At 41.6% G+C, this 25096-nt stretch carries 23 protein-coding genes and 1 pseudogene; 13 read left to right on the plus strand and 11 right to left on the minus strand.

Annotation, left to right across the window (positions count from 1 at the left end; all coding sequences use genetic code 11):
* Nucleotides 1-51 precede the first annotated feature (51 nt).
* From acnB to DK924_RS16390, 3 genes are all read left to right on the plus strand, one after another.
* The gene (acnB, locus tag DK924_RS16380; protein WP_109875687.1) at nt 52-2649 is read left to right on the plus strand and encodes a bifunctional aconitate hydratase 2/2-methylisocitrate dehydratase; all 2598 of its coding nucleotides are present in this window, start codon (nt 52-54) and stop codon (nt 2647-2649) included.
* Between the two features lie 199 nt (nt 2650-2848).
* Entirely contained in the window at nt 2849-3481 is a 633-nt protein-coding gene (locus tag DK924_RS16385; RefSeq protein WP_076919457.1) for a 2OG-Fe dioxygenase family protein, read from the plus strand.
* Between the two features lie 10 nt (nt 3482-3491).
* Nucleotides 3492-4727: a cysteine desulfurase-like protein gene (locus DK924_RS16390; protein WP_109875688.1), complete on the plus strand. Its 1236-nt coding sequence runs from the start codon at nt 3492-3494 to the stop codon at nt 4725-4727.
* A 71-nt stretch (nt 4728-4798) separates the two neighbouring features.
* Here DK924_RS16390 and DK924_RS16395 read toward each other — a convergent pair whose 3' ends face one another.
* Nucleotides 4799-5503, minus strand: coding sequence for a 2OG-Fe(II) oxygenase (locus DK924_RS16395; protein WP_055012470.1), 705 nt, complete (start codon nt 5501-5503; stop codon nt 4799-4801).
* A gap of 30 nt (nt 5504-5533) precedes the next feature.
* Here DK924_RS16395 and DK924_RS16400 point away from each other — a divergent pair, with 30 nt between their 5' ends.
* The gene (locus DK924_RS16400; RefSeq protein ID WP_010392057.1) at nt 5534-5932 is read left to right on the plus strand and encodes a thioesterase family protein; all 399 of its coding nucleotides are present in this window, start codon (nt 5534-5536) and stop codon (nt 5930-5932) included.
* A gap of 11 nt (nt 5933-5943) precedes the next feature.
* Here the strand turns inward: DK924_RS16400 and DK924_RS16405 are convergent, their stop codons facing one another.
* Entirely contained in the window at nt 5944-6072 is a 129-nt protein-coding gene (locus DK924_RS16405) for a hypothetical protein (RefSeq protein ID WP_258306477.1), read from the minus strand.
* 225 nt (nt 6073-6297) lie between these two features.
* Nucleotides 6298-7050, minus strand: a complete 753-nt coding sequence (locus DK924_RS16410) for a 3-oxoacyl-ACP reductase family protein (protein WP_109875689.1) — start codon at nt 7048-7050, stop codon at nt 6298-6300.
* A gap of 172 nt (nt 7051-7222) precedes the next feature.
* Between DK924_RS16410 and DK924_RS16415 the strand changes: the two genes are divergently transcribed.
* Nucleotides 7223-8095, plus strand: a complete 873-nt coding sequence (locus DK924_RS16415) for a LysR family transcriptional regulator (RefSeq protein WP_258306478.1) — start codon at nt 7223-7225, stop codon at nt 8093-8095.
* A gap of 72 nt (nt 8096-8167) precedes the next feature.
* Here the strand turns inward: DK924_RS16415 and DK924_RS16420 are convergent.
* From DK924_RS16420 to DK924_RS16435, 4 genes and pseudogenes are all read right to left on the minus strand, one after another.
* Nucleotides 8168-8389, minus strand: a pseudogene (locus DK924_RS16420) (glycerol kinase); the annotation flags it as partial.
* A gap of 39 nt (nt 8390-8428) precedes the next feature.
* Entirely contained in the window at nt 8429-9931 is a 1503-nt protein-coding gene (glpD, locus tag DK924_RS16425) for a glycerol-3-phosphate dehydrogenase (RefSeq protein WP_109875690.1), read from the minus strand.
* Nucleotides 9932-9937: 6 nt separating this feature from the next.
* A complete protein-coding gene (gene glpK / locus DK924_RS16430; protein WP_109875691.1) occupies nt 9938-11443 on the minus strand; it encodes a glycerol kinase GlpK in 1506 nt (501 codons plus the stop codon).
* A 168-nt stretch (nt 11444-11611) separates the two neighbouring features.
* Nucleotides 11612-11854 (minus strand): YdcH family protein, encoded by a 243-nt coding sequence (locus DK924_RS16435; protein WP_054202764.1) that lies wholly within the window; start codon nt 11852-11854, stop codon nt 11612-11614.
* Between the two features lie 249 nt (nt 11855-12103).
* On the opposite strand from DK924_RS16435, the gene DK924_RS16440 reads away from it, so the two are divergent.
* From DK924_RS16440 to speD, 8 genes are all read left to right on the plus strand, one after another.
* Nucleotides 12104-12685, plus strand: coding sequence for an aminodeoxychorismate/anthranilate synthase component II (locus DK924_RS16440; RefSeq protein ID WP_109875692.1), 582 nt, complete (start codon nt 12104-12106; stop codon nt 12683-12685).
* A gap of 47 nt (nt 12686-12732) precedes the next feature.
* Complete coding sequence (locus DK924_RS16445) at nt 12733-13893, plus strand: HDOD domain-containing protein (RefSeq protein ID WP_109875693.1); 1161 nt, start codon at nt 12733-12735, stop codon at nt 13891-13893.
* Nucleotides 13894-14263: 370 nt separating this feature from the next.
* The gene (locus DK924_RS16450; protein WP_008108435.1) at nt 14264-15469 is read left to right on the plus strand and encodes an aspartate aminotransferase family protein; all 1206 of its coding nucleotides are present in this window, start codon (nt 14264-14266) and stop codon (nt 15467-15469) included.
* Between the two features lie 84 nt (nt 15470-15553).
* Nucleotides 15554-16570, plus strand: a complete 1017-nt coding sequence (gene astA / locus DK924_RS16455; RefSeq protein WP_055012478.1) for an arginine N-succinyltransferase — start codon at nt 15554-15556, stop codon at nt 16568-16570.
* Nucleotides 16571-16585: 15 nt separating this feature from the next.
* The gene (astD, locus tag DK924_RS16460) at nt 16586-18055 is read left to right on the plus strand and encodes a succinylglutamate-semialdehyde dehydrogenase (protein ID WP_109875694.1); all 1470 of its coding nucleotides are present in this window, start codon (nt 16586-16588) and stop codon (nt 18053-18055) included.
* A 410-nt stretch (nt 18056-18465) separates the two neighbouring features.
* Nucleotides 18466-18804 (plus strand): DUF3802 family protein, encoded by a 339-nt coding sequence (locus DK924_RS16465; protein ID WP_010392083.1) that lies wholly within the window; start codon nt 18466-18468, stop codon nt 18802-18804.
* Between the two features lie 102 nt (nt 18805-18906).
* A complete protein-coding gene (locus DK924_RS16470) occupies nt 18907-19320 on the plus strand; it encodes an OsmC family protein (protein ID WP_010392086.1) in 414 nt (137 codons plus the stop codon).
* An 87-nt stretch (nt 19321-19407) separates the two neighbouring features.
* Nucleotides 19408-20220: an adenosylmethionine decarboxylase gene (speD, locus tag DK924_RS16475; RefSeq protein ID WP_010392088.1), complete on the plus strand. Its 813-nt coding sequence runs from the start codon at nt 19408-19410 to the stop codon at nt 20218-20220.
* Between the two features lie 100 nt (nt 20221-20320).
* On the opposite strand, the gene DK924_RS16480 is transcribed toward speD, so the two are convergent.
* The 4 genes from DK924_RS16480 to DK924_RS16495 all read right to left on the minus strand — a co-directional run bounded on the left by DK924_RS16480 (nt 20321) and on the right by DK924_RS16495 (nt 25074).
* Nucleotides 20321-21592 (minus strand): aromatic amino acid transport family protein, encoded by a 1272-nt coding sequence (locus tag DK924_RS16480; protein ID WP_055012480.1) that lies wholly within the window; start codon nt 21590-21592, stop codon nt 20321-20323.
* Nucleotides 21593-21942: 350 nt separating this feature from the next.
* The gene (gene cysQ, locus DK924_RS16485; RefSeq protein WP_109875695.1) at nt 21943-22713 is read right to left on the minus strand and encodes a 3'(2'),5'-bisphosphate nucleotidase CysQ; all 771 of its coding nucleotides are present in this window, start codon (nt 22711-22713) and stop codon (nt 21943-21945) included.
* 9 nt (nt 22714-22722) lie between these two features.
* A complete protein-coding gene (gene cysC, locus DK924_RS16490) occupies nt 22723-23316 on the minus strand; it encodes an adenylyl-sulfate kinase (RefSeq protein ID WP_008108444.1) in 594 nt (197 codons plus the stop codon).
* Nucleotides 23317-23349: 33 nt separating this feature from the next.
* Nucleotides 23350-25074, minus strand: coding sequence for an SLC13 family permease (locus DK924_RS16495; RefSeq protein ID WP_055012484.1), 1725 nt, complete (start codon nt 25072-25074; stop codon nt 23350-23352).
* Between the last annotated feature and the right edge of the window lie 22 nt (nt 25075-25096).

A 25096-nucleotide genomic window follows, 5' to 3' on the forward strand; every position in this document is an offset into this window, starting at 1 on the left:
GTGTTTTGTAAACACTACCGAATACTTTCACGTCACCAAGAGGGCAATACTGTGCTACAAGAATATCGTAAACACGTAGAAGAACGTGCCGCGTTAGGTATCGTACCAGCGCCATTAGATGCTCAGCAAACGGCTGATCTTATTGAGCTAATTAAAACTCCACCGGCAGGTGAAGAAGAATTCGTCCTAGAACTACTAATCAATCGTGTACCGCCGGGTGTCGATGATGCAGCCTATATTAAAGCTGGTTTTTTAGCGGCAGTTGCAAAAGGTGAAGCCGTTTCTCCACTTCTTTCTAAAGAAAAAGCAGCTGAATTGCTTGGTACTATGCTTGGTGGCTACAATATCGCGCCAATGGTTGACCTACTTGATGACGAAGCGTTAGCGCCAATCGTAGTTAAGGGCCTTGCAAACACATTATTAATGTTTGATGCGTTTTACGATGTAGAAGAAAAAGCAAAAGCAGGTAATACATACGCCAAACAAATCATTGAGTCTTGGGCTGCCGCAGAATGGTTTACTAATAAGCCAGCTGTTGCTGAAAAGATCTCGGTTACTGTATTTAAAGTCACTGGTGAGACAAACACGGATGACTTATCACCCGCTCCAGATGCATGGTCACGTCCTGATATTCCACTTCACGCACTAGCGATGCTTAAAACAGAACGTGATGGCATTAACCCTGATAAAAACGGTGAAGTAGGTCCAGTTACCCAGCTCGAAGAATTAAAAACTAAAGGCTTACCACTTGCTTACGTAGGTGATGTTGTTGGTACGGGGTCTTCACGTAAATCTGCTACTAACTCCGTGCTTTGGTTTATGGGTGCTGATATCCCATTTGTCCCAAATAAGCGCGTAGGTGGTGTCTGTTTAGGTAACAAGATTGCGCCTATCTTTTTCAATACAATGGAAGACTCAGGTGCATTACCAATCGAATTAAATGTTGATGAATTCAACATGGGTGACCAAATCGACATCTACCCTTATGAAGGTGTTGTGAAACGTCATGGTACTGATGATGTGATCTCTACGTTTGCACTTAAATCTGAGGTCATTCTTGATGAGGTTCGTGCTGGTGGTCGTATTCCACTGATCATTGGTCGCGGTCTTACAGACAAAGCACGTACATCACTGGGTTTAGGTGCAACTGACGTATTTAAAGTACCAGCAGTTACTGAAGTGTCAGATAAAGGCTTTACGCTTGCGCAAAAAATGGTGGGTAAAGCATGTAATGTTGCCGGTATTCGCCCAGGCCAATACTGTGAACCAAAAATGACTACGGTTGGCTCGCAAGATACCACGGGTCCTATGACACGTGATGAGCTTAAAGACTTAGCCTGTTTAGGCTTCTCTGCAGATTTAACCATGCAGTCTTTCTGTCATACATCGGCTTACCCTAAACCAATTGACGTAAATACGCATCATACACTTCCTGATTTCATCATGAACCGTGGTGGTGTATCGCTTCGTCCTGGTGATGGTGTAATTCACTCATGGTTGAACCGTATGTTATTACCAGACACCGTAGGTACCGGTGGTGATTCACATACGCGTTTCCCATTAGGTATTTCATTCCCTGCGGGTTCAGGTGCGGTCGCATTTGCAGCAGCAACAGGTGTTATGCCACTTGATATGCCTGAATCGATTTTGGTTCGTTTTAAAGGTGAAATGCAGCCTGGTATCACGTTGCGTGACCTCGTTCATGCCATCCCTTACTACGGTATTAAAGAAGGGCTATTAACGGTTGAGAAGAAAGGTAAAATCAACGAGTTCTCTGGTCGTATACTAGAAATTGAAGGAGTTGAGCACTTAACTGTTGAGCAAGCATTTGAACTATCAGATGCATCAGCAGAGCGTTCAGCTGCAGGTTGTACTGTTAAGCTTTCTAAAGAGTCGATCAGCGAATACCTTGAGTCTAACATTGTTATGCTTAAGTGGATGATTTCTGAAGGCTACGGTGATGTACGTACAATCGAACGTCGTATTACAGCAATGCAAGAATGGCTAGCTAACCCAGAACTAATGGAAGCGGATAAAGATGCTGAGTACAAGCATGTGCTTGAAATCGACTTAGCTGACATTAAAGAGCCGGTACTTTGTGCGCCAAATGATCCAGATGATGCGCGTTTACTGTCTGATGTAACAGGCGAGAAAATCGATGAAGTATTTATCGGTTCTTGTATGACTAACATTGGTCACTTCCGTGCCGCAGGTAAATTACTCGATGGCTTTACTGGTCGTATTCCAACACAGCTTTGGGTTGCACCGCCAACTAAGATGGACAAAGACCAGCTTACGGACGAAGGTTACTACGGTATCTTTGGTCGTGTTGGAGCACGTATTGAAACGCCTGGGTGTTCACTGTGTATGGGTAACCAAGCACGTGTTGCAGATAAAGCAACGGTTGTGTCTACCTCAACACGTAATTTCCCTAACCGTTTAGGTACAGGCGCAAATGTGTTCTTAGCTTCAGCAGAGCTGGCAGCAGTAGCGGCAATTTTAGGTAAATTACCTACTCCGGCTGAGTACCAAGAATATGCAGCGAAAATCAATGCAACGGCAGCAGATACCTACCGTTACTTGAACTTCCACCGTATGCCTCAGTACACTAAAAAAGCAGATAACGTAATTATTCAGCAAGCTGTATAATTAATAGAGTTTGAATGAAAAGCCCGCTTCGGCGGGTTTTTTATCGTTTAAATTTAATTTGGATTATTCATGCTTTAATAATCTTATATTGAATTAAATTTAAGTATTATTTACTTTTTAGTTGAATAATAAAGCAAAAAATCCTCGCTATATGCATTAAAATCCCTGCCAATATTATCATTATTATAAGCAGGATTTTATGACCGCATTAAACAACCAGAATTTACTGCAACTTCGTTTTATTAACCAAGCCAACATTGATTTGGTTAAGCCTTCTTTTGATAACTTACCTGCAAACCCATATGCAGATGGTGCGTTTCGCAAACGCCGTTATTCAGTAGTTAAACTACAAAATGGTGAGCTTAATCTTCAAGCGACTAAAGCGTTTGTGCAAGACGATTCAATTAATACCTTTCAAGGTAATGTTGAACGTACTTACGAAAATTTAGAGCAAAGCTTGCTTGAGTCTGAGGGTATGAAAAGTATTGTTAGCGAATTTTGTGCGATTACCGGTATTGATGCAGACCGTGATATTGAAATTCACCAATTTAGAATGCTTGCCATTGATAGCGACACGCCAGCAGCCCCAGAAGGTGTGCATCAAGACGGGTTTGATCATGTGTGTGTATGTGGTGTTTCTCATGAGAATTTAGAAGGTGGTGAGCTATTGGTTTATGAAAACCAACAAGCTGAACCTTGTTTTAAAATGGAAATAAAAGACGGCATGTTTGCACTAATTAACGACCGTCAGGTATGGCATAACGCCACGCCAATGAACAAAATTGATGCTAATAAACCAGGTTATCTGGATTGTTTTGTACTAACTGCTTAAGAGAAATAAAATGAATTTAATGCAATTGCGCGCGCAATTTCCTGCTTTAATGCAAACGGTTGATGGCAAGTCACCGGTATTTTTAGATGGGCCAGGTGGGTCACAAGTACCCCAGCCGGTACTCAGTGCCATGACCGCTTATTTAGGGCATTACAATTCAAACTTGGGCGGTGCGTTTTTCTCAAGTGACAAAACGGTTGAGCTAATGGCTAATGCGCGTCAAGCGGCGGCTGATTTGTTAAATGCCCCTAGTGCACAAAATATTGTGTTTGGTCCGAACATGACCAGCCTTACGTTTAGCTTCAGCCGCGCGATTTCACGCAGTTGGCAAGCAGGCGATGAAATTATTGTGACCAATGCAGATCATTTTTCAAATGTATCGTCTTGGCAGCAAGCCGCTGAAGATAAAGGTGCAGTGGTTAACACTGCGCTAATTAACGAAGCCGATTGCAGTTTAGATATGGCGCATTTTGAAAGCTTATTAAACGCTAACACTAAATTGGTTGCCGTTACGTATGCATCAAATACCACTGGCTCTATTAACGATATTAAACGCATTATAGAGCTTGCGCACAATGTCGGAGCATTGGTGTATGTTGATGCTGTGCATTATGCCCCTCATGAACTAATCGATGTGCAAGCATTAGATTGTGACTTTTTAGCGTGTTCTGCATATAAGTTTTTTGGCCCGCACTTAGGTATGGTATACGGTAAAGCTTCGCATTTAGAAGGGTTTACACCTTATAAAGTAGAGCCAGCAAAAGATATTGCTCCTGGTCGTTGGGAAACTGGTACCCAAAGTTTTGAAGCACTAGCGGGCTTTATTGCGGCGGTTGATTACATTGCGGCAATTAGCGAACTTGATGACAGTCACTCACGCCGAGAAAAACTGCGTGTTGCGTTTGAAAAAACGAAACAACACGAGATGGCGCTTAGTGAATACTTTTTAACACGCCTGGTTAATTACCCGCGTATTAAATTGTTTGGTATTGATGACTTAGCACGCTTAAGTGAGCGTACCCCTACGTTTGCACTGACCTTTGAAGGGTTAGAGCCTCGCCAAGTGTCTGAATTTTTAGGCAAACAACATGTATGTGTATGGGATGGTAATTTTTACGCCCAAGGTTTATGCAAACAACTTGGTGTGCTTGATAAGGGCGGCGTAGTACGCATTGGTTGCATGCACTACAACACTCTAGAAGAAATGGACACGCTATTTAATTTGTTTGATGAGCTACTAGGTTAATCCCTTATTTATTCAATACTTTTTAAAGCCATAAGTAAAAATTACTTATGGCTTTTTTATTGGCTGATTACCTAGCTTTGTGGCGTTCCATATATTTGCTCTGCTCGATTGAACAAAACCCATGAGGTTAAAATATACTTATCATTTGATACTGGCTTATTGCCTCTATGTGTATGCGTGAAATATCCTGGAGCAACCACCATGCTGCCTTTTTTAGGGGCTATTTTACGATTTTGATAATAAAACTCGGTTTCTCCGCCTTCTTCAACATCATTTAAATAAAACATAAATAACAATACCCGATGCAGGGCTTCATTATGTTGTAACTGCGGATACACCTCACTATGCCAATACGGGTAGCCCCCTTTATTGACCTCATATTTTTGTGCTTGAATATTACCGAGCCTAAAAATTTGCTGCACCAATAAAGGAAGTTGTGGTTTACCTACTTCGTCATAATTGGCATGAGTCAAATCTACCGGCTGACCTGTTTTTGGGTGATACACTTTTAAGCCAAATGCCCCAATCATCATAAAAATATGTTCTTCAATGTATTTAAAAACAAACTGTGCAGTGGTTTGTTGAATATGTTTTAATTGTTCTGCGTACTCAGGATGATTGTTTAAGTGCAGGTCGTGGCTATCTTTTTTATTAAGATCAACGCCACCCGATGTCATCCCTTGTTTAATATGCGGGCTTTGAGAAAAGGTAGTGATAAAGTTATCGCAAAAGTCACTGCTGAGCGCGTTGTCATACACGCGGATAAAGTCCGTCATGAGTTACCTGTTTAATTATTATGGATTATTATGTTTACTGAAAAAGTGATGCCGCGCTTTAGCGAAACGGATGCACTCGGACACATCAACAATACCGTACTCCCTGTTTGGTTTGAAGCCGCCCGAGTACCTATTTTTAAATTTTTTACCCCTGATCTTAATCCTCACAACTGGAAGTTAATTATTGCTAAGGTTGAAGTGTCGTTTGTCGGCGAGTTATTTTATGCCCATGAAGTGACAATTAACTCCAGCATAGAGCAGATTGGTAATAGCTCATTTGTGATCCGCCAAGAAGCCTGGCAGCAAGATAAGTGCTGTGCTATTGGTAAAACGGTCATGGTACGTTATGACTTCGCCAGCAAAACAAAGCAAATGCTTTCGGCTGATGAAAAAGCTGCATTAACACAGCACCTTGTTGCAACGAGTTAATCGCAGTTTAGCTATGACTTAGTTAAATATTGCCCTAAGGCAATGACTTGTTTTTCAGTAAAGCGTAGTCCGAGCTTAGTTCTGCGCCACAATATATCTGCGTTAGTTCTTAACCATTCATGGTTAACTAAGTGTGCCATAGCTGCGCGCTATACGTTTTAAGGTGTCGATTGGTAGCCTCTTTTTTGTGGGCTCAGTATTTAATATTGGATTTTTATGTTGTGACAGCTAATTGCTATTTGTAGGTATGCTAAAAAGGTTGGCCTTGAAATAGGCCAACCATAGTACTTCTCTTTACTGACCATGTATCGATGATTGCTGAAGTTAGATTGATAAATCACAAGTTACTCGACCGCATATCTTGATTAAGCGGAAAATCCACCGTCGATCATCAAGTCAGCGCCAGTGATATAACCCGCTTCTGAGCTAGCAACGAATGCAACTAAGCTCGCAATCTCCTCCACTTGACCATAACGACCAAGTGCACCTATTGCTTTTACAGGCTCCGAAGTATCGCCATTGTCTGGGTTTAAGTCAGTATCGACTGGACCAGGAAGAATGTTATTAACTGTAATGCCTCTAGGGCCTAGATCGCGAGAGAGACCTTTAACCAATCCGGTTAGTGCAGACTTACTCATTCCATATATTGAACCGCCAGCAAAAGGAATGCGCTGAGCGTTCGTACTACTGATATTGATTATTCTGCCATTATTTTTCATGCGCTTCGCGGCTTCATGAATAGCCACAAACACACTTCTTACATTGGTATTAATGGTCTTGTCCCAATCATCTATTGTCAATTTTTCAATACTGTCCCAGATCAGCGTACCTGAGTTGTTTACGACAATATCAATTTGACCAAGTTGTTCTATGGTTTCGCTGATTGCATTTCTGATATCTTCAGGCTTAGTGCTATCCGCCTTTATTGCGATGACTTTTTTGCTACCTTGTGAAGTTAAGTTCTCAGCAAGCGCTTTAGCTTTTTCGTGAGATGACACAAATGTAAAAGCAACAGACGCTCCCTCCAATGCCAATCTCTCAACAATGGCGGCACCAATACCGCGACTGCCACCTTGGATAAAAGCGACCTTACCTTTGAATCTATTGAAGTTATTCATTATGTTTACCTTAATTGAAAATCGATGTAATCATCTCGTTGATGTACATAGAATAATCGATTCACATTCGCTTATTAAGTCCATATAATGACGAACATAAAGTCCTTGTGGGAATTAATTGATGTTAAAAAGCCAATTTGTGGAAGTTCGTCACTTTGTCACCGTTGCGCAATTGGGGAGTTTTACCCTTGCGGCTCAAGCGCTTGGAATGACCGGTTCAGCTTTAAGTAAAAGCGTTGCTCGACTAGAAAAACAGCTAGGCACCAAACTCCTTCATCGAACAACTCGACGCATCGCGTTAACCAATGATGGGGATTCCTATTTAGCCGACTGCCTTAAAGCGATGACCATTTTAGAGGAAGCAGAGAAGCGCTTAAGCAATCAACAGTTATTGCCATCAGGGCGTGTGCGTATAGATTTACCCGCAGTTCTCGGTAGAAGAGCAATCCTACCCAAGTTGCTAGAATTAACGTCCAAGTTCGAGCAATTAGATCTATCTATTACCTTTAATGACCGTCCTACGGATTTAGTCAGTGACGGGATTGATCTTGCGATCCGCGTTGGGCACTTAGAAAACTCGGGCGATATTGTTGCACGTAAAATAGGGGAGCAAAAAAGGGTGATATGTGCCTCTCCCTCTTATTTAGCAACGCGAGCACCGATTACCAAAAAAGAAGATATTGCTCAACATGATTGCATCGTCGGTTGGCCTATAGGACAAAGGCATAGTTGGCTGCTGAAAAATGCTAAAGGGGCAACCGAATCTGTTGATATTTCAGCACGTCATGAGATAGCCGACTGTGAAGGTATTTTGCAATCGACTTTATCTGGTGCAGGTTTAGCTCAACTACCAGTATGGTTAGTGAAGCAATACCTTGATGATGGGCAATTATGCCCTGTATTAGAGAAATTCAATGGCGAAGGTGCACCCATCAGTATTGTTTGGCTAAAAACACCTTACATTCTGCCTAAAATAAGAGTCATCATAGATGAGATTATTACTTTAGCTAGCCGTCATCCAGATGTTTTTGAGGCTTCTTTGTAATTTTGATTAATCGAAGTACGACATTGCAGGTACTTTTAGTATTATTGTGTGCGCCCATAAGTATTCTTGTGTTTACTGCTCACTCTTGTCGTCAGTGCTATTGAAAAGTCTAACTTGTTCAATGCAATACAATGTAGCCATTTTGCGTATAAATCGTTGCGCTCTTCACTGCTTATACTTGGTTCAAAGCGACGAACGCTTGGCAAGCTGCGCAGTTGATTCATACACCTCAGTTTGTAATCCTGCTAAGTAAGTCACCCCCAGTGAGGTGGTTTCGGTTAAAGTAAGGCGCTCACTCATCACAGCACCTTGTTGCAACGAGTTAATCGCAGTTTAGTTGTGGCAAGCAGGATGTTTAGTTAAATATTGCCCCAGGGCAATGACTTGTTTTTCAGTAAAGCGCAGTCCGAGCTTAGTTCTGCGCCACAATATATCTGCGCTGCTTTTTGCCCATTCATGGTTTACTAAGTAATCAACTTCTTTTGCATATAAGCCATGGCCAAAGTGATAACCTAAATCGCCGATTGCTTGGCTGTTCCCCAGTAACTGATAACTAAGCGTGCCATAGCTGCGAGCCATACGTTTTAAGGTGTCGGTTGGCAGCCAAGGATAGCTGCTTTCTAACTGAGCGATAAGGTATGCTTGGTTACTAAAGTCGCCGCCTGGTAAAGGGGTGTTTTTCGTCCACGAGCCACTCATTTTTGGGTAAAAAGGCGCTAACTTATTGACGGCATTTTCTGCAAGCTTTCTATAAGTGGTAATTTTGCCACCAAACACACTTAATAATGGAGCATGATCAGCCTCATTATTTAATATCAGTTTGTAATCGCGGGTGACTGCTTGGGCATCTGTTGATTTGTCATCTAACAGCGGGCGCACGCCACTAAACGTGTGCACAATATCCGCTTCGCTTATTGGCTTTTTAAAGTAATGATTAGTAATACTGATCAGGTATTCGATTTCTTGCTCACTAATTTTTACATCAGTAATATCGCCGGTGTACTCTTCATCCGTGGTGCCAATCAGTGAGTAATCTTGCTCATAAGGAATTACAAATACAATGCGGTTATCTTCATTTTGTAAAATATAGGCAACTGGTTGGCTATGAATTCGAGGCACCACAATATGACTGCCTTTTACAAGACGAACAGTATGTGGTGTGGGCTGGGTAAATACATCTTCAAATAATGATGCTACCCAAGGGCCTGCAGCATTTACAACACTTTTAGCCTTAATATTTAGGTGTTGCTTGCTAGCTTGCTGCTCTAAAATTACATTCCAATAGTCTGCGTTACGGATGGCTTTAATACAGCGCGTGCGTGTTGCAATGGTGGCACCAAAATTATGCGCTGCTTGTGCGTTTAAAATCACTAAACGTGCGTCATCAACCCAGCCGTCTGCGTATTCAAAGCCTTGGGTAATGCTGCTGTTAAGAACGCTATCGCTGTTAAACTCAATCGCCTTTGAAGCGGGTAAAGTATTACGCTTGGCTAGGTGGTCGTAAATAAATAACCCCACACGAATCATCCATGGCGATCGTAAATGTGTTTGATGCGGCAGTCGAAAAGACAGTGGCCACATAATATGCGGTGCTTTTTTTAACAGTATTTCACGCTCACGCAAGGCTTCTCTTACCAATCTAAATTGATAATTCTCTAAATAGCGAAGCCCGCCATGAATAAGTTTACTGCTATTAGAGGAGGTGGCAGAAGCTAAATCGTTCTGCTCACATAAGAGTACTTTTAAGCCACGGCCACTGGCATCGGCAGCAATGCCAGCGCCGTTAATGCCGCCGCCAATAATGAGTAAGTCATATTCGTTATCGTGTACGCTCATAGATTCTTAGTCACTCTCGTCGTCAGTGCTATTAGAAAGTCTAACTTGTGCAATGCAATGTAGCCACTTTGCATATAAATCGTTGCGCTCTTCACTGCTCATGGAGGGTTCAAAGCGACGATCGCTTTTCCACATGTTGGCAAGCTGTGCAGTTGATTCATACACCCTAGTTTGCAGCCCTGCTAAGTAGGCAACCCCCAATGAAGTGGTTTCGGTTAAGGTTGGCCGCTCAACGCTTGCGCCTAAAATGTTAGCTAAAAATGCCATGGCCCAATTATTGTTTGCCATGCCGCCATCAACTCTTAAAATACTAGGGCGAAGTCCGTCACCCTCCATAGCTTTTTGTAAATCTTTGGTTTGATAACCCACTGACTGTAAGGCGGCTGCCACAATAGTACTAATGCCTGAATCTCGGGTTAGGCCTAAAATAGCGCCTCTTGCATTTGCATCCCAATAGGGGGCACCTAAGCCGGTAAACGAGGGCACTAAAAACACCCCATGATCTAAGGGAACATCTTTGACAAGAGCTTCACTTTCTCCCGCGTTTTCTAATAACTTTAAGCCTTCTACTATCCACTGCATGGTGGCACCGGCCATAAAAATGCTGCCTTCAATCGCATAGGTGGGTTTGCCGTTGAGCCGATATGCAAGAGTGGTTAATAAACGATTATTTGATTTTAGTGCTTTATCACCAGTGTTAAGCATTAAAAAGCAGCCCGTGCCGTAGGTGCTTTTTGCCATACCTTCTTCAAAACAGGCTTGACCAATTAAAGCCGCTTGCTGATCGCCTGCAATACCACAAATAGGAATTTCACTACCGAACAACTCGCCGCTTGTTATCCCAAAATCAGCCGCTGAGTCCATTACCTCAGGTAACATAGCCAGTGGGATATCAAATAAAGCCAGTAATTCTTCATCCCAGCATTGCTGATGAATATTAAACAGTAAAGTTCGTGAGGCATTAGTGGCATCGGTTTTGTGCACTTTACCGTCGGTTAATTGCCACAATAAGTAGGTATCTACCGTGCCAAATGCTAGTTCACCTGCTTGTGCTTGCTCTTTAGCGCCAGTGACGTTATCTAAAATCCAACGAACTTTGGTTGCAGAAAAATAAGGGTCGAGTACTAAACCGGTTTTATCATTCACCATTTTCGTATGCCCAGCATGGCGTAAACTATCGCAATATTCACTGGTGCGTCGGTCTTGCCATACAATCGCGTTATATATAGGTTGCCCAGTTTTTTTATTCCACACTAAAGTGGTTTCTCGCTGATTAGCAATGCCGATGGCAATTATGTCGGCGGCAGTTACTTGTTGCTGCGCTAAGAGGTTTTTGACACTGGTTAATACAGTTTGCCAAATATCTACAGGGTCGTGTTCAACCCAACCATTTTTTACAAAATGCTGAGGGAAGGTTTGTTGAGCACTCCCTATCACCTGTGCATCTTTGCTATATAAAATAGCCCGAGAGCTTGTCGTTCCTTGATCAATCGAGAGTAAGTATTTAGCCATAAAAAATAATGTTGTTTAATTTAGATAAAGATAGCTTGTCTTTAAGCTAAACGAATAGCAATGCTTTTGCACCATAATGGTTAAAATTATAGATTAGCAGAGGGTAGGAGAGGGAAATGATAATTAAATTTTGGCGCCTATTATTTAATAGACGCCAAGCAATAGTGATTAATTAGTACTCGTTAATTGTTGATGTAACCAATCTTTTAATACCATTCTGTCGTGCTTTAGCTGCTGCATAGCTTCGTCATCGATAGGTGAGTCTTGTAGTTCAAGTACCCGAATTTCTTTATCGATTTCATTGTATTGTTTTGCTTTAGTAGCAAAGTTTTCATCATTTGCATTGAGTTTTGCAATTGTTTGCGTGTAATCAGGAAAGTCTTTAGTTAATGAATGGTCTTCGCCTAACATAGGTTACTCCTTGTTTATACGTATTTAATGCGCTGTTGGATAATGCAGGTCACTTTACTGATAGACAGTTTGTAACTACTGAATTACTCATATAATAGAGCTTGGGCTGATTTAAAATAAATCAACCATTACTGATTGTAAGCGAGCTATTTGTATTAGCTGAGCTGCAAAACACTGACACCTGCAAAGCCTTCAGTTAGAATATGCATGCAATAACCATCCGCCTAATTACTTTGAGTACTTTAATACATGCTTTTAATGATCGATAACTACGACTCGTTTACCTACAATTTGGTACAGTATTTTCAACGATTAGATCAAGAAGTGGTGGTAAAACGTAACGACCAAATAACGCTGAGCGAAATTAAACAGTTAAACCCCGATCATATTGTGATTTCTCCAGGCCCTAAAAGCCCAAGTGAAGCGGGAGTGTCGTTATCTGTTGTAGAGCAATTTAAAGGAACTTATCCTATATTAGGTATTTGTTTGGGGCACCAAACCATTGCTCAGGTGCTAGGTGGTAAGGTGGTGCGCGCTAAACAGGTTATGCATGGAAAAACATCGCCAATTTATCATCAGCATCAAGGTATGTTTAAAGGTTTACCCAACCCGCTGACAGTGTGCCGCTACCATTCTTTAATTGTTGAAGCACACTCATTGCCTAAAGAACTAGAAGTAACAGCATGGACACAAAGTAAAACTGGGCTGCGTGATGAAATTATGGGATTGTTGCATAACGAGCTCGCACTTGAAGGCGTGCAGTTTCACCCTGAAGCAATTTTGACCGAGCAAGGCTTAGCCTTACTTGATAACTTTTTAACGCGCTTCTAGGCTTATACCTGTAAGCTATTTTCCTTTTTTGCCTTAAGATAGAGTTTATGACCGATACATTGCAGCAACAGCGAATTGTTAACGTGCTACACCAACGAGCGCATGATTTGCTACTGGGTCATAGTTTTGCTAATCAGCAAATAGGCTTTATTCATACCTTAGACCTCAATGACGGTAAACCCGTTAAAAAGCGTACCTTATTAGAAGTTGAAGTGGCCGCTCAGCAAAAGCGTCAACAAAAAAGTACTTCACATCAAAAGTTACAGGCAAAAACCAGTCAAAAATTACATACGGTTATTGAAACCGTGATGGCCAAACGTCTTGAAGACATAGATTTAGTCATCAAAGACACTGTTGGTATAGATGATAATGTGCCCGCTATACTTGATATTCTTGCAACACGCGCGGCATCGGTCGGTCGTTTAGAGCCGCTAATTAACGATTTAAACTGGCTTGGACGAGAGCTGGTTACCTTAGTTAATTTACCTTTTTATCGTAAGCAACGCAGTAAAGGCACCTCAGTCAAAGTAGATACCCCAGCGTTGGCATTACGTTATTTGGGCTTAGACAACCTGCAACTGGTAGTGCCTACTTTTGCAGTGCGCCATTGGATGCCAAACAGCACCGCACCATTTCCGCTATTAAAGCGCAGGTTAAAAGACAACACTATGTCATGTGCTATTGCGGCACAAACTCTAGCGCAGCTTAATGGGTTAAATCCCATGCATGCATTTACCTTAGGCATGTTATTAAATGTGGGGCAAATTGCCTTAGTGCGCTTATACTTAAAAGTGTTTGAGCAAGTATGGCAACGCAAAATACAGCGTGCTCGTGAAGAAGGTGACAAAAACCTACACACTGCGTTGTTAGAGTTAAAACCTGACCCGCTATTTTTAACGACATTGCTGAATGAAAAATCACTGCTTGTTAGCACCAAGGTGATTGAAACCATGTCATTTAAATACTTACCCTTTAACACTGTTATGCAGCAGTTAGTGAATGGGACAGAAAAAGGTGATAGCTTATTGCCATTATCGCAAGTAATTTTAAAAGCTCGCTGCTACTCCCAGTACTTAAATTTAAAAGAGCACCAGCTTATTGAAGACGATGAATTACAAAGCTGGTTTAGCTATTATAAGTTTACAAAAAAAGAGTTAGAGACCTTACAAACAGCTAATTTTACTAATTTGGCACTTCAAATCGATTAAATCTGTTAATTTTTTTGCGACTATTCATTCACTTTAATTCTACTTATTCATGTGCAGTTGGTTTATAAGCGCTATGCTTTTTTCGTTGTAGAGGCGCTGACTAAGGTAAATGCACATCATTACTAGCTCTCAAATAGTTATTCACTATCTATGAAATAATATCTTAAGCCCTTTATTTTAAAGGGGTACATGAAAGTTTTTGAAGAGACATAACCCTAAATTTCTGAAATAATGAGCGCCTGAAAATTGAACCACAACGTAGTTTCAGGCAAATACATAGCTATTATTTTTTGCCGACACATTTGGTTATTAACAATAATCACACCCCTATTCTACTGCTTTGTGATGCACACAATTAAGAGGAAATAAAATGACAGTCAATCGCGAATTATTTGATCACGTAATGGTTCCTAACTACGCACCTTCAAGCGTAATTCCAGTTCGAGGCGAAGGTTCTCGTGTATGGGATCAACAAGGACGAGAGTTTATCGACTTTGCTGGTGGTATTGCCGTTAACTGTCTTGGCCACTGCCATCCTGCATTAGTGGGTGCATTAAAAGAGCAGGGCGAAAAAATTTGGCATTTATCAAATGTAATGACCAATGAGCCAGCGCTTCGCTTAGCTAAAAAAATGGTTGATGCGACTTTTGCAGAAAAAGTTTACTTTGCAAACTCAGGCGCAGAAGCAAACGAAGCGGCACTTAAATTAGCGCGTCGTTTTGCGCTTGATAAATTTGGTGCAGAAAAGTCACAAATTATCGCCTTTAATAAAGGTTTCCATGGTCGTACCTTCTTCACGGTTACTGTAGGCGGTCAAGCGGCTTACTCTGACGGTTTTGGTCCTAAGCCAGGCGACATTGTTCATTGTGACTACAATGACCTTGCCGCATTTGAAGCGTTGATTAGCGATAACACCTGTGCGGTAATGATGGAGCCAATTCAAGGTGAAGGCGGTATTATCTCGCCAACTGACGAATTTGCTCAAGGCGTTCGTGATTTATGTACTAAGCACAATGCATTGCTAATTTTTGATGAAGTGCAATCAGGTGTTGGTCGTACGGGTGAGCTATACGCATACCAAGGCTTAAACGTAGTACCTGACATTTTAACTTCAGCTAAAGCACTTGGTGGCGGTTTTCCAATTGGCGCTATGCTAACAACCACTGAGATTGCACAGCATCTTAAAGTAGGTACTCATGGTTCTACTTACGGCGGTAACCCACTAGCCTGTGCAGTTGCAGAAGCCGCATTTGATACAGTGAACAATCCAGAAGTATTAGCGGGCGTTAAAGCAAAAGCGGCGTTATTTACCGAGCTACTTAATGCGATTAACGAAAAGTACCATGTATTTAGTGAAATTCGTGGCCAAGGTTTATTAATCGGTGCCGTAGTTAATGAGCAGTACAAAGGGCGCGCTAAAGAGTTTTTAGTTGCAGGTACTGAGCATGGCTTAATGTCACTTGTAGCGGGTGCTGATGTGGTTCGTTTCACTCCATCTTTAGTAATACCAGAAGCTGATATTCGCGAAGGTATGGCACGCTTTGAAAAAGCAGTAGCCCACGTTGTAAATGCGTAATCGCTAATTCAACTTCTCTAAGGGCAAACATTGTTTGCCCTGCAGTTCCTATTTACCGTTATATATAAGGGAGTAAGCGGATTCATGATGATCCTTCGCCCAATCCAAAAAAGTGATTATGCAGCTTTAGTAACCATTGCCGACGAGTCGGGACATGGCTTTACTTCTTTACCTAATAATGAAGAGTTATTACAAAAGAAGATTGCACATTCAGTTAACTCATTTACAAAAACCACGTCACAACCTGGTGATGAAGGGTACTTATTTGTTCTTGAAGATACTGAAACTGGTGAAGTAGTTGGTACTTCAGGTATTGAAGCGGCAGTTGGCTTAGATGACGCATTTTATCACTATCATTTGAGTAAAGTGATTCACTCTTCGCGCACACTAGATGTATATAAAGCGGTAGATATTCTCACCCTTTGTAATGACTACACTGGAGCTACAGAGCTGTGTACGCTGTTTTTAAAAGACGGTTATCGTAAAAATTGTAACGGTAAGCTGCTTTCAAAAGCACGCTTTATGTTTATAAAACAGCACCAGCAACGCTTTGCACAAACCGTTATCGCAGAAATGCGTGGCGTATCTGACGAAAACGGCAGTAGCCCGTTTTGGCAGTGGCTTGAAGAGCACTTTTTCTCAATGGATTTTCCAACCGCAGATTATCTGACGGGAATTGGCCAAAAAGTGTTTATTGCTGAGTTAATGCCTAAATACCCAATTTACGTCAACTTATTGAGTAAAGAAGCGCAAGCGGTTATTGGTCAAGTACACGATAATACGCGCCCAGCTATTCAGTTATTAAAAAGTGAAGGCTTTACTTTTAATGGTTACGTCGACATTTTTGATGCAGGCCCAACCGTTGAAGCAAAAGTAGATAACATTGCTACTGTACGTAATGCACAAAACTTTAGTGTTGAAATTGGCGAAATGACAGGTGATACCATGGTATTGCTAGCCAATGATAAGCTTGAAGACTTTAGAGCAACCGTTGTTCCTATGGCATTTGATTCACGTTCAAACAGCCTTGTGCTTACGCAAGAACTTGCTGATGCATTACATTTGAAATCGGGCGACTTTGTTACTGCTACCCCAGTTTAATTTAGGAGAAAGTATATGACTCATCCTGCACAATTTATTAATGGTCAATGGTCGCAAGGCCAAGGCACAGAATTTAACTCAGTTAATCCTGCAAATAACGACGTTATTTGGCAGGCATCAGCTGCAAGCGCAGAGCAAGTAGATAGCGCTGTAGCATCAGCACGTGAAGCATTTTACAGCTGGGCTGATAAAAGCTTTAGCGAGCGTTTAGAGATTGTAAAAACCTTTGCTGCAACATTAAAAGAGCACAGCGAAGAGCTAGCGGTTGCTATTGCACAAGAAACAGGTAAACCACTTTGGGAAACACGTACTGAAGCGGGCGCCATGGTAGGTAAAATTGCCATTGCTGAAAAAGCATTTTTAGACCGTACTGGTGATGTTGAAAACGCTATGCCGCAAGGCCGTGCGATGATCCGTCATAAGCCACATGGTGTTGTTGCTGTATTTGGCCCTTACAACTTCCCTGGGCATTTACCAAATGGCCACATTGTACCTGCACTTTTAGCCGGTAATACTGTGATATTTAAACCATCTGAACTTACACCTATGGTGGCTGAGCTAACCCTTAAGTTATGGGAAAAAGCCGGTTTACCAGCTGGGGTTATTAACCTAGTACAAGGTGAAGTGGAAACAGGTAAAGCATTGGCGTCACACAAAGGCATTGATGGTTTATTCTTTACTGGGTCTTCACGTACGGGTCATATTTTACATGAACAGTTCGCAGGTCAACCAGGTAAAATTTTAGCGCTTGAAATGGGTGGTAATAATCCGCTAATCGTTAAAGATGCAGAAGATACTCTTGCTGTAGTGCATGATATTGTGCAGTCTGCGTTTATCTCAAGCGGCCAACGTTGTACCTGTGCGCGTAAATTGTTTTTACCAACAGGCGCTAAAGGCGATGAAATTTTAGCGCGCTTAATTACAGCGACTAAAGCAATTAAAGTTGGTAACTACGACGACGCTGACCAACCGTTTATGGGTTCAATGATCTCAGCGGCCGCTGCTGCTGGTATGGTTAAAGCGCAAGACGAGTTAAAAGCCATGGGTGGTGACGTGTTAGTTGAGCTTGAGCATACAGCTAACACCGGTTTTGTTACACCTGGTATTATTGAGTGCACAAATATTAAAGACTTCCCAGATGAAGAGCACTTTGGTCCACTTTTAAAAGTATTCCGCTTTGACGATTTTGACCAAGCGATTGATAAAGCAAACGACACTAGCTTTGGTTTATCAGCAGGTTTATTAAGTGATAACCAAGCTGATTACGATCATTTCTTACGTCGTATTCGTGCGGGTATTGTTAACTGGAACCGTCCAATTACAGGCGCCTCAAGTGCTGCACCGTTTGGTGGTATTGGTGCCTCAGGCAATCACAGAGCAAGCGCTTATTACGCTGCCGATTACTGTGCATACCCAGTTGCTTCTGTGGAACTTGAAAAAGTAACCATGCCAGCAACATTAAGCCCAGGCTTAAAAATAGATTAAGTACTCTGAACATTAGGGTCTGTTGACCTTTGCGGATTAAAATTTGTTCAAACTAGGGGCGGTTTAATTGCGGCGCGAGGTTTGTAACCTAGTGGGCTAAGTAAAAACCGAGCAACAAAGAGTAAATCGCCCCTAGGCAGAACCCGAAGGGCAGCGCCTGTTTGGCATTGATGCTGCGTTATCGCCTATTTATGGGGAATAACCACACCACATAGGCTCTGCCTTGCCTAAATACCAAACAGACTGCTGCAAATTTAACCTTGAAAGGTCAACAGACCCTAGTTAAGTACGACTTAATTAGTATAAAAGCAGCTTCGGCTGCTTTTTTTGTATTGCAATCCCACAAAGCTAGCAATTATTAGTGCTTTCTGCTTAAATTAAGCAATCAGTATTTTTGAGGTAAATAAACGATGGTTTTAAACAGGCAAGGGTACGATGACTTAATAATGTACCTAACTCAGAACTTAGCGTTGTTTGAAAAACCAGGCGAAATAAAGCCAGGTGCGCCAACCGTTATTGAGTTAATTGAAGATGTAATTGCCGAAAATGTCATACGCATTTGTCAACAACACCCAGACCTTTCTACAGAGCAGCGCAGTCAAATTGTGCGCGAGGTTGATGGCATTGTTTACGATTTACAAGAAGTGCTGAGTAGTGTGACCTCTCACACTGTTACAGTAGAACAGCATGCTTTTATTGATGAATTTGCTGGGCTAGTTAAAAACTTATTTGATAACGCTATTAATTAATTGTTCCCCCTTTAAAAACCACGCTTTATTCGCTATTTAATTTTAAATGCGCGTGAGAGCCTGCGTGTAATGAATACAAAATTAAACTAATGAGAAAAAACAATGCAAGCAAATGTAAAATGGGTTGAAGGTAATACCTATATAGGCCGCTCTAATAGTAATCATAATGTGGTATTTGATGCGGGTAGTGACGGAGCAGCACCAAGCCCAATGGAAATGGTGCTTATGTCTGTCGGTGGCTGTTCATCGGTTGATGTGGTAAGTATTTTAAAAAAAACCAAGCAAGACTTCTCATCCGTTGATGTGCAATTAACTGCTGAACGAGCAGAAACAGCCCCGCGCGTGTTCACTAAAATTAATTTACACTTTGTTGTAACTGGTAAGAATGTGTCTGAAAAACACCTAGAGCGAGCGGTTTCGCTTTCTGCCGAAAAGTATTGCTCAGTTGCATTAATGCTTGATAAAACAGTAGAAATTACCCACAGCCATGAAGTTGTTGAAGATCAGGAAAAATAACGCTTTTTCCGTGAGTGAAATTCGTATAAAATCCGCGAACTTTTCATTCTGCAGGTGCAGATTTCACTAATTTATAGGTTGGTTTATATGAACAAACCCTTCGATAAACTTAAACTTCATGGCTTTAATAATTTAACTAAAAGCCTAAGCTTTAGTATTTACGATATTTGCTATGCAAAAACAGAGCAACAACGTAAAGAATATATAGAATATATCGATGAGCAGTATAGTGCAGATAGACTAACCGACATTTTAGGTGATGTGGTTGATATTATTGGTGCCAATATTTTAAATGTTGCACGTCAAGATTATGAGCCACAAGGTGCCAGTGTAACTATTTTAGTTTCAGAAGAGCCTGTAGAAGAGCAGCAAAACTATGATGCTGACGAAGCGCCAGGGCCATTACCTGACTCAGTGGTTGCACACCTTGATAAAAGCCACATTTGTGTTCACACATATCCTGAAGCACACCCAGATGATGGTATTTGTACTTTCCGTGCGGATATTGAAGTATCAACCTGTGGCATTATTTCGCCGCTTAAAGCGTTAAACTTCTTAATCCATAGTCTTGAGTCTGATGTGGTAACGATTGATTACCGCGTACGTGGTTTTACCCGTGATGTAAACGGCGTTAAACATTACATTGACCATGCAATTAATTCGATTCAAAACTTCATGACAGAAGATACCAAAGAAGCGTACCAAATGATGGACGTGAACGTGTATCAAGAAAACCTGTTCCATACCAAAATGATGTTAAAAGAGACCGATTTAAATACGTATTTATTTGGTTTATCTACTGATGATTTGTCAGATGACGAAGAAGAAGAGATTCGCTCAAAACTAACACGTGAAATGCAAGAAATATTCTATGGCCGTAACCTGCCAGATACAGAATAATACCAATTGCATTAAATAAAAATGGCGCTCATTGAGCGCCATTTTTGTATGTCTGAGAAAGCTCAAGTAAATGAGCTGGGCTTTTGTAATAAATACTTACTTAGCTAAGCATGCTGTACAGTAACGCACACACTGCTAATGAACCGACAGCCAGTACAAATAAGGTACTTAAACGATTACGGTACTTTTGTAAGCTAGGCACTTTATAAACTGCAATCATTGGCATAATGAATAAAATCATCGCAATGATTGGGCCTGATAACTGATCCATCATATCTAGTATGCTTGGGTTTTTAACCGCGCAGAACCAAATAGCGAAAAACATCAGTACCGCACCCACTTTGTCAGCCACTTTAGGCCTCATGCTTGAGTGTTTAGTCACTAACCCAGTAAAGCTTTCGCGTGCCCCTAAAAAGTGACCTAAAAACGACGACATAATCGCAATAAAGGCAACCAAAGGTCCCAGCGTTGCAATGAATGAGTTTTCTGTAATATTAGCCAAGTAAGATAAAACAGAGACGTTTGCCGCTTTTGCTTCAGCCATTTGGTCACCGGTAAGCGATAACACGCATGAGAACACAAATAACAAAACAAAGGTAATCAATAATAAGCTAGTGCGCTTTAAAATCGCCTCTGACTTAGAGGTTGCTAGGTCACCATAGTGGCTGCGTTGTTTATTAACAAAGCTTGAAATAGCCGCTGCATGGCTAAATGAAAACACAATAATAGGAATCGATAACCAAAGTGTTTTACTAAAGCTACCTAGCCCAGGCATAGTTGTATCGGGCATTTGCCAGCTTGGGATTAAATACAGAGATAAAAAGAATAAAATACCTACTAGCGGGTACACTAAAATAGCAAAGGCGCGTAGCATTAAGCGTTCACCGCCCATCATTAAGCCAATCATAACAGCAACAAGTACACCTGAAAGCACAACGCGTGACGGCGACTCCATTCCTAATTGATTGACCATAAAGCTGTCTACCGTATTGGTTAAACCCACACCGTAAATGAGTAAAATAGGAAAAATTGATAAAAAGTATAACAAGGAGATCAGTCGGCCCGCGTTTACGCCAAAGTGTTCTTCTACCACATCGGTAAAATCAGCCTCTTTATTTTTTGATGATAATACAAAACGCGCCAAACCACGGTGCGCTAAAAAGGTCATAGGAAAGGCTAAACACGCCATAATAATCAGCGGCCAAAAACCACCAATACCAATATTAATCGGTAAAAATAAAATACCAGCACCCACTGCGGTGCCAAAAAGGCTAAGTGTCCACTGCGTATCATGCAGGTTCCATTTTGATTTAGACGTGTGTGCGTCTTGTGCTGGTGCATTTGAAAGCGTTGCACCTTGAGATGTTGTCATGTGTGTATATCCATTATTTATCATAATAATTGCGCCGAAGAATATAGTTTTTAACCACACATTTCATGTGTTTTTATGTCTTGGATATAAATTTGTTGTAGCGTATTAGTTACTGACTGTCACGAATATGAAACAGTGTTTAAAAGCTGTGCAATTAGTGCAGGAATATGCCGCGAAATGCGTGAATAATGTTCACTTTTTTGAGTTAAGAGTGTGGGGAATATATTTATATGTATTTGTTAAAGTGCTAAGTGCTTGTTGGGTTTCTTTCCACTCAACCCAACCTACGGTGTTTAAATTGCCATTGAGCTGCTCGCGACTCTAAGCCCGTAGCTCGCAACTCTTAGCTTTTATTCTTCTATCACACTCACTACAAAATACGGGTTCAAATATTCATCTTTGCTGTTATAGACAAGCGGGCTGCCATCGAGCTTAGTCACTTTTGCACCGGCTATTTCAGCAATCGCATGGCCTGCTCCGGTATCCCATTCACAGGTTGGGCCCAAGCGGGGGTAAATATCAGCACTGCCTTCGGCGACTAAACACAGTTTCAGTGAACTGCCTTTTGACACCATTTCAACCTCATCAAAGCGTTTTACAAATTCAGCTAAATCAGGGGAGGGGTGCGAGCGACTGCCTACAACACGAATAAGCCCTTTGTTAGGCTTAGTGGTGACTTTAAGCTCGATGCGCTCATCGCCTTTGTCTTTAAAAGCACCAATGGCTTCGGCGGCTATGTACGATACACCTAATGCTGGGGCATCAACCACAGCTAAAACTGGTTTGCCATTTTCGATTAGGGCAATATTAACGGTAAATTCACCGTTCTTTTTAATAAATTCTTTGGTGCCATCAATTGGGTCAACCAGCCAATAGCTGTTCCATGTTTGGCGTACGTCCCAACCAATGTCGGCACTTTCTTCACTCAATACAGGAATATCGGGAGTGAGCTTTTTGAGCCCTGCACTAATGATTTTATGAGCTGCTAAGTCGGCGTCGGTTACGGGGCTTTCATCAGCTTTGTATTCAACGTTGAAGTCTTTGTTGTAAATACCCATAATCGCGCTTCCCGCTTCGCGAGCGAGAATAAGGGTTTCTTCTAGCAGTTCAGTTTGGTTCATTAGATGGGCCTATAGTATATGCTGATGTTTTAGATACGTTATCAGTTGAGCTACCGATTGGTCTAGGGTGTTTTTACTGGTATCTAAAATTATTTCAGGATTAACCGGCGGCTGGTAAGTTGAATCAATCCCGGTAAAGTGTTTAATTTCACCAGCGCGCGCCTTTTTATATAAGCCTTTTGGGTCGCGACTTTCACACACCTCAAGAGGGGTGTCGATGAATACCTCGATAAATTCACCCTCATCAACTAACTCACGAACCATGTCGCGCTCAGCTTTAAAAGGAGATATAAACGCAGTAAGGACTAACAAACCAGCGTCAACCATTAGCTTGGCGGTTTCGCCTACGCGGCGGATATTTTCAACGCGATCGGCATCACTAAAGCCTAAATCTTTACATAAACCATGGCGTACATTGTCGCCATCAAGTAGGTACGTGTGCGCACCTTGCTGATTGAGTGCTGCTTCTAGTGCATTCGCAACGGTACTTTTACCTGAGCCAGAAAAACCAGTAAACCATAAAATAGCCGGCTTATGCTTTTTTTGTTCGCTGCGCTGTACTTTAGTGGTGGCGTAATTATGCCAAACAATATTGTTATCCATTTGCTGTGTCTCTTTATGCTATAAACGCGGGCATTAAAACGGAAATACCAGCGGGATCAAAGTCAGTACGGTGATTGAATAAATAATAGAAAGCGGTAGCCCCATCATTACATAGTCTTTTAGTCGGTAGTTACCCGCGCTATAAACCATTAGATTAGTTTGATAACCAAAAGGAGAAATAAAGCTGGCTGAAGCGCCAAATGCAACTGCCATAATAAACGGCAAAGGTTCTACGTTAAAGCCAATGGCTAGTGAGTAGGCAACCGGAAACGATAGCGCTGCAGCAGCATTATTAGTGATTAATTCGGTAAATAATACGGTCATTAAAAAGATAGCGATAAACGCGCCATAAGGGCCAAAGTCGCCCAGCACTACAAACATGGCGTCTGATATTTGCCCGGCAAGGCCGGTGCCTATCATCAGCTTAGCTAAACCTATAGCACTGCCCACGACAGCAAGTAACTCGATAGGAAAGCGGCGCTTTATTTCGCTTAGTTTGATAGTACCACACAGCATTAGGCCAATAAGTAACACTAACAAGCCTTTAACCAGCGGTACTGCACCTAAAATACTTAATCCCAGCACACCCGCAAAGCTTAACAATACAATATTTGATTGCTTTGCACTGAGGTGGGTTTGTAAATCAAGCCCTGAAATATACACAAACTCGCGTTTTAAGTTAGTTAAGTCATAAAAGCTTTTACCAGGGGCGAGAATGAGTGAATCACCCGCTTGTAATCGCACTTGCCCAAGCCCGCCTTGTAAACGGTCATGCCCACGGCGGATAGCAATAACGGCCGCATGAAATTGCTCTCTAAAGCGTGCTTCTTTTACCGTTTTGCCAATTAATTTAGACGACTGACTAACGACAACTTCAACGAGGTGTTCAATGTCTTTTTCGTGTTTGTCGTGCACCACTTTTAAGCCATCAAAGCGTGTAAGCAAAGGCACTGACTTTATGTCGCCCACAAACAGCAGTATGTCGTCTTGTTGAATAATATGTTGGGGGGTCACGGCGCAAATACGGTTGCCATCACGAATAATTTCAGCCAGAAACAAGTCTTTTAAATCGCGTAAACCATTTTCTTCTACAGTACGATTTATTAGTTTAGAACCAGTTTGCACTTTCCCTTCTAGATAAAAAGGCACCACCTCTTGGCTATTTTTACCATTGTCGGGCAGGCATTTTAGCATCACCAAAATAGTAATTAAGCCCACACTAAGTGCGCCCAAACCCACCAAGGTAAAATCAAAAAAGCCCAGTGGCGCCATGCCCGCATCTACTGCAAAGCCATTTACGATTAAGTTAGTAGAGGTGCCAATAAGCGTAATAGTACCCCCTAAAATCGCGGTGTACGACAGGGGTAACAATAGCTTTGAGGGAGAGTGGTTTGGGTTATCCTTTATGGCGGTAATTAATGAGGCAACTACCGCGGTATTATTAGTAAACGACGATAAAAAGGCGGTAGACAGCCCTAATTTAGTTACTGACTTAACTAAACTACCATTGGATAACGATTTGGCTAAACGCTGAATAAGCGTGGTTTTTTCTATCGCTATCGACACTAAAATTAATAACACTAAAGTAATTAATGATGAGTTAGTGTAATTAACCAGCATGCTTTCTAAATCTATTAACCCAGTTAGATAGCTTGTGCCTATGGCACTTACAAATAACCATGCAGGATTAATACGGGTGCCAAAAAGGCACCCGACTAAAAGCAACATAATGCCTGTTAAAATGAGCTGTTCTACCATGCTTTAAATGTTCCTAACAGGC

The sequence above is a fragment of the Pseudoalteromonas sp. meg-B1 genome (assembly GCF_003173795.1).
GTDB classification, from domain to species: Bacteria; Pseudomonadota; Gammaproteobacteria; order Enterobacterales; family Alteromonadaceae; genus Pseudoalteromonas; species Pseudoalteromonas undina.

Coding starts and splice junctions, on each gene's coding strand:
- astD (WP_109875694.1), top strand. CDS start 16,586: ATGACTCATCCTGCACAATTTATTAATGGTCAATGGTCGCAAGGCCAA.
- glpK (WP_109875691.1), bottom strand. CDS start 11,443: ATGGCTAAATACTTACTCTCGATTGATCAAGGAACGACAAGCTCTCGG.
- DK924_RS16395 (WP_055012470.1), bottom strand. CDS start 5,503: ATGACGGACTTTATCCGCGTGTATGACAACGCGCTCAGCAGTGACTTT.
- DK924_RS16470 (WP_010392086.1), top strand. CDS start 18,907: ATGCAAGCAAATGTAAAATGGGTTGAAGGTAATACCTATATAGGCCGC.
- DK924_RS16385 (WP_076919457.1), top strand. CDS start 2,849: ATGACCGCATTAAACAACCAGAATTTACTGCAACTTCGTTTTATTAAC.
- DK924_RS16390 (WP_109875688.1), top strand. CDS start 3,492: ATGAATTTAATGCAATTGCGCGCGCAATTTCCTGCTTTAATGCAAACG.
- DK924_RS16465 (WP_010392083.1), top strand. CDS start 18,466: ATGGTTTTAAACAGGCAAGGGTACGATGACTTAATAATGTACCTAACT.
- astA (WP_055012478.1), top strand. CDS start 15,554: ATGATGATCCTTCGCCCAATCCAAAAAAGTGATTATGCAGCTTTAGTA.
- DK924_RS16450 (WP_008108435.1), top strand. CDS start 14,264: ATGACAGTCAATCGCGAATTATTTGATCACGTAATGGTTCCTAACTAC.
- DK924_RS16405 (WP_258306477.1), bottom strand. CDS start 6,072: ATGGCACACTTAGTTAACCATGAATGGTTAAGAACTAACGCAGATATA.
- DK924_RS16495 (WP_055012484.1), bottom strand. CDS start 25,074: ATGGTAGAACAGCTCATTTTAACAGGCATTATGTTGCTTTTAGTCGGG.
- DK924_RS16440 (WP_109875692.1), top strand. CDS start 12,104: ATGCTTTTAATGATCGATAACTACGACTCGTTTACCTACAATTTGGTA.
- DK924_RS16480 (WP_055012480.1), bottom strand. CDS start 21,592: ATGACAACATCTCAAGGTGCAACGCTTTCAAATGCACCAGCACAAGAC.
- DK924_RS16435 (WP_054202764.1), bottom strand. CDS start 11,854: ATGTTAGGCGAAGACCATTCATTAACTAAAGACTTTCCTGATTACACG.
- DK924_RS16445 (WP_109875693.1), top strand. CDS start 12,733: ATGACCGATACATTGCAGCAACAGCGAATTGTTAACGTGCTACACCAA.
- DK924_RS16410 (WP_109875689.1), bottom strand. CDS start 7,050: ATGAATAACTTCAATAGATTCAAAGGTAAGGTCGCTTTTATCCAAGGT.
- cysC (WP_008108444.1), bottom strand. CDS start 23,316: ATGGATAACAATATTGTTTGGCATAATTACGCCACCACTAAAGTACAG.
- cysQ (WP_109875695.1), bottom strand. CDS start 22,713: ATGAACCAAACTGAACTGCTAGAAGAAACCCTTATTCTCGCTCGCGAA.
- glpD (WP_109875690.1), bottom strand. CDS start 9,931: ATGAGCGTACACGATAACGAATATGACTTACTCATTATTGGCGGCGGC.
- DK924_RS16400 (WP_010392057.1), top strand. CDS start 5,534: ATGTTTACTGAAAAAGTGATGCCGCGCTTTAGCGAAACGGATGCACTC.
- speD (WP_010392088.1), top strand. CDS start 19,408: ATGAACAAACCCTTCGATAAACTTAAACTTCATGGCTTTAATAATTTA.